Raw genomic sequence first — 4410 nt, 5'->3', positions numbered from 1 at the left:
CATCAGTATGGACGGCCGGGGCGCCTGGCGGGACAACGTGTTCGTTGAGCGGCTGTGGCGCAGCGTCAAATACGAGGAGGTGTATCTGCGGGCCTACGACAGCGTCAGCGACGCTCGCGCCTCGATTGGCCGCTATCTGGACTTCTACAATTGCCGCCGTCCACATTCGAGCCTTGACGGCAGCACACCGGATCAAGCCTACTTCACCCCGCTGCCGCTCCGCACGGCAGCCTAACCCCGGCAGAGGCTCCACTTATCGACGCGGATATTCTGTTCAGACAACCGGGGCCAGCTCACAAAAATGCTGCGCAACCCACGCAACAAACGCGTGATGCGAGCGCAATCATAAGACTAACTATATCGTTCGATGGAGGGGAATTGCGTTGTTAGTGGGCAACTGCACGAAGGCCAGCCTGGAGATCAGGTCGGCCGTTCAGAAAGAAGGGCACTACATGCGAAAACGACGCGAACCGAGGAAGCGGATCCCTACGGATGCCTGAGCAGATCATCTGCAAGCGCCGGGCCTCCATACGTGGAAAACATACCAGCGTCCCTGTCCAGCTGCGTACCATCTTGCGTGAGGTCTCGCAGGGATCCTAGCGCGACCAAGGTCGGCTGCGGGATCAAAATGAAAGCAAATGCGAGCAGGCTAGAGCAAAGTAGCGCAAGCCCAGCCGCGGTCAGCGCCAACAGGCTGCCGGACACAATGTCATGATGCGCATGAACCGTCCTTCATGGCGCCCGGAAGCAGCACGAGGGGGCGGCTGCTTTCGTGGTGAATAGCCAATCACCGGATTCCTACTCAAATTTTGCTGCACTATTCCTGCAGTCCGCAAGGGAAAAAAGCATTTTTTAAGCGCAATCCTCCCACTGTTCGGCGGCTGCCGGCGAGAACGAACGAGTATCAAAGATTTGTGGGGTTTGGCTGGCCAATAGGCCGTCGATGCCCCGTAAGAGCCGCCCCTCCTCCAAGGCCCGCGGTGTGAGTCGTTTCATAATTCCGATATATCGTTTCGAGTATTCCTTGTTGTACGCGCGCTCTCCTAATCCTCCTCGCGGCTTTTACGATCATGTTGGCGGCACGTGACCGGCACCAAAATGGCTTGGTGCCACGCCCGACGGCATCCATGCCCCCGGTCGACGTGCCGTAACCCAGGCACCTGCCTCTGTCCGCAAACGACTGGACGCAGTTCATCAATATTGGGCAACCAGTCAGATCCAACTTGCGATCTGCACCGCTGCTGTTGGCAGCACATCTTCCGCCCTAGTGTGGGGACAGCCACGCCATTCTGTCATTGCGGAACTGGCGTAGCGGCACTTAAGTCCGGCAGCGCAGGCCCAAGCTCAAGGAGCCGATCGGCACACTTCGTTGGCCGCCATCTCAAACTGGGCGGGCGACTATAAATTCAACGCCAAAAGGAAAGGACACCTACCGCTGGCATTTCATCGACATCGACATCGATCGGCCGACATATGACGACGCTCTTGATTGCAAGGATGAACACGACCAGGGAACTTGCATCCTCGAAGGTCTTCCGGCGGCGATTGCGATCCTCAAAGACAATTCGCGCTCTGAGGAAGAAGGTTGCGCGCGCTAAAGCTCGTTGTCCATCTGGCTGGGGACCCTGGAGCAGCGTTGCACGCAAGCGAACATAACGGCGATCAAGGCGGTAACAAACTGCATGTCATCTTGCACGCAAAGCGATCCGACGGCACGTCATCTACGCGCGCGCCGACATTCCACAGCATATGTGAGGACTCTCTGGTCGATCTCCAGGCGTATTCGTGGGGGAGTTAAACTGATGCGCTGGATGCCGATCTGCTGCCGACAGTCGAAGCCGCGCCCTATGATGAAGCACGAGTTGCTGCTTGCGCGAACGATACGCACGCCCTGGGTATAAGAGCCTATCAGCTCCTGCTCCAGGAACGCTGGACCACAACGATTCGGGCCACGCCGTAGAGTTCGGCAACTATTATGCCGTAGCCATCAAAGCGGACCTGGATCGCGAGCTGGTAAAGGGAGCCGCGCGGCTTCAGGCTATTCTGGAAGATGCACTCGGCAGCTCCTAGATGAACTGCCAACTTAGTTCGGCCGCAAAACACCTCCCACTAATTCTCGATAATCATGATTTAACAAGATCAGTGTTAGATGCTTTGTACACTCGAAGTCCGCACGATATCCCGAGGACGGTTCTGCGCGATGAGGTCGTGCGGCTTGAGGGCAACCGGCGCGCGAACCGCGTACTAAGGTTGAGACTCATTAACTCCACCATACACCAGATCGCCGCATCCAGAAGATACTATTGAGGACGCGTCGGTCGTTTTACCCGAGGGGCTCCAAGCGGCTTGTTTGGTAGCATAGACTCGATAGCTGCCCATTCGTAGTCCGTTAGTTCATGGTGCCTGATTCGCCCCAGTTTGGGAGCTTGAATCACGGGCGCCCGGCCAATCACAATGCTTTTGCCATGTCAGGCCGACTTGTCCTCACGGCTGCCCTCAAGCTTATCTCGCAAGGCCGTGATCACGCGATGGACAATCCGTATATCCTTGACCGACAGCCCTTCTGAAAGATCGTTGATCCAGGGAGCCTGCAACTCCATTGCGGCTTCGAAGGCGCGCTGTCCATTCTCAGTGAGCACGACGAGCTGCGCCCGTCGGTGATGCGGGTTGACCTCAAAAGATACGAGGCCCTCTCTGTGCAGATCATTGATAATCCGCTGCACGTTTTGACGATTGCCGCCGAGGTCACGTGCGAGCCAAGCGACCGGTTGGGGACGTTCGGCGGACACAATGGCGCCAAGCACCTGCCAGCGTGCGCTTGTTAGGCCAAGCGGGGCGACCAGACGGTCGCCGGCCGTCAGAAATAGGCTGTCGAGCCTGAATAGATCGAGAACAAGGTCGGTCAGGGCGTCACCCTCCGGGGTTCGCTTGGCTCTTTTCATTTGTCACCATTATTTTCTATTGACATCATCATGTCAACGTGTTACGTGATCATAATACCAATTAGACATCACATATCAAATAGCAATGAGGCACTCATGTCGCTGCGACGCCCACTCGACCCTTCTTTCCCGATCGACCGCCAGATTGCTATCGAGGCAAATTCGGTCGTCCTGGTGAACCCATTCACTCTCGACAAAGCCGATGAGGCGGCTTTTCTCAAAACCTGGCAGGACGACGCAGCGTTCATGAAGCGACAGCCGGGCTTCATTTCCAGTCAGCTGCACAGAGCTCTCGGCGACAGCTCGACCTATCTGAACTACGCCGTCTGGGAATCCACCGCACACTTCCGCGCGGCCTTCACCCATCCTGACTTTCTAGCAAAAATCGCCACCTATCCGGCCTCGGCGATAGCTTCCCCTCATCTGTTCCAGAAAGTTGCCGTGCCCGGCATCTGCGTTGCCTAGCCCTGCTGTTTTTAGGAAGGGAAGATACTCATGATCAAGTTGATCCATCCTGTCGCTGGCGCCTTGGCTATCGCAACGATCGGCACATTTTGGCTGTCGACGGTACTCAGCGAGCTGTTCGCGTCCCATGCCACAGTTGCAGCGGTTAAGAGCACCATACCGTGGGGCTTCTTGTTGCTGATTCCGGCGCTCGCTGCGACCGGTGGTACAGGTGTCATCTTGGCAAAGGCGCGCCGGGCCGGACTGATCGGAGCCAAATTCAAGCGCATGCCATTCATTGCAGGAAACGGCATCCTGATTCTTATTCCGTCTGCGCTCTTCCTTGCGTCCAAGGCTCAGGCGGCAGAATTCGATGCCACGTTCTATGCTGTGCAGGTGATCGAGCTCGCCGCGGGCGCAACAAACATTACACTTCTTGCTCTCAACATGCGGGACGGTCTCAAAATGAAGGGATGGTTGCGCCACAAACCCGCTTGATCAACTCAACCAGAACTGCGCGGACAACTGACCTGAGGCCCGGTATTGTCGTGGCTTTATGAGTACGCGCCCTAAAATGTTATAGCTCCCCCGCCGGAGAAAAGGCCGGACGGTATCAGAATGCGTAGCCCGATCAGCAGTTTAGAACGTTCAGCCCCTCAGTTTACCTTCGGCAGCATAGCGCTAGCCGTGGTAACACTGGCTTGCTTGTACCTTCACGCCCATTTCGCCGCGACGGCGTTCGCCTATTTGTTGGTGGTCTTGCTGTTTTCGTTGATGGGCAGCTTCATCGCGTCGTCCGCGCTTTGCATCATAGCCATCGCTGCTCTCGCTTACTACTTTGCGCCGCCGGCGTTCAGCCTGCGTATCGATGACCCCCAAGATCTGCCGGTGGTTGTTGCATTCTTTATTGCCTCGATTGTGGGAGCGCACCTGATCGGAAAGCTCCGCCAGGAAAGAGAGGCTGCGCGTGTCGTTGCGGCCAAGCTTCAGCGGAGTGCGGCCGATTTGGAGGATCGCGAAAAGC

Annotated in this window: 5 protein-coding genes; 4 read left to right on the top strand and 1 reads right to left on the bottom strand. The window is 56.8% G+C overall.

The window, feature by feature from the left end; genetic code table 11:
- Positions 1-235: integrase core domain-containing protein (locus E4K64_RS39130; protein WP_135161597.1), on the top strand; the 235-nt coding region annotated here is incomplete at its 5' end.
- A gap of 2233 nt (positions 236-2468) precedes the next feature.
- Here E4K64_RS39130 and E4K64_RS39115 read toward each other — a convergent pair.
- On the bottom strand, positions 2469-2942 hold the full coding sequence (locus tag E4K64_RS39115; protein WP_126262143.1) for a MarR family winged helix-turn-helix transcriptional regulator: 474 nt from the start codon (positions 2940-2942) through the stop codon (positions 2469-2471).
- Between the two features lie 96 nt (positions 2943-3038).
- Between E4K64_RS39115 and E4K64_RS39110 the strand changes: the two genes are divergently transcribed.
- From E4K64_RS39110 to E4K64_RS39100, 3 genes are all read left to right on the top strand, one after another.
- The gene (locus tag E4K64_RS39110; RefSeq protein ID WP_126262142.1) at positions 3039-3407 is read left to right on the top strand and encodes an antibiotic biosynthesis monooxygenase family protein; all 369 of its coding nucleotides are present in this window, start codon (positions 3039-3041) and stop codon (positions 3405-3407) included.
- 30 nt (positions 3408-3437) lie between these two features.
- Positions 3438-3884 carry a hypothetical protein gene (locus tag E4K64_RS39105; protein ID WP_126262141.1) on the top strand — a complete coding sequence of 149 codons (447 nt, stop codon included), beginning with the start codon at positions 3438-3440 and terminating at the stop codon, positions 3882-3884.
- 120 nt (positions 3885-4004) lie between these two features.
- On the top strand, positions 4005-4410 hold a 406-nt coding region (locus tag E4K64_RS39100; protein WP_135167604.1), incomplete at its 3' end, for a DUF4118 domain-containing protein.

Origin of the sequence: Bradyrhizobium frederickii (assembly GCF_004570865.1) — a bacterium.
GTDB lineage: Bacteria > Pseudomonadota > Alphaproteobacteria > Rhizobiales > Xanthobacteraceae > Bradyrhizobium > Bradyrhizobium frederickii.
Note: the sequence above shows the minus strand (reverse complement) of the source record. Positions and strands in the feature narration are given on the sequence as shown.

Excerpts from the sequence above, each read along its gene's own strand:
- E4K64_RS39105 (WP_126262141.1), top strand. The coding sequence starts at position 3,438 with ATGATCAAGTTGATCCATCCTGTCGCTGGCGCCTTGGCTATCGCAACG.
- E4K64_RS39110 (WP_126262142.1), top strand. The coding sequence starts at position 3,039 with ATGTCGCTGCGACGCCCACTCGACCCTTCTTTCCCGATCGACCGCCAG.
- E4K64_RS39115 (WP_126262143.1), bottom strand. The coding sequence starts at position 2,942 with ATGAAAAGAGCCAAGCGAACCCCGGAGGGTGACGCCCTGACCGACCTT.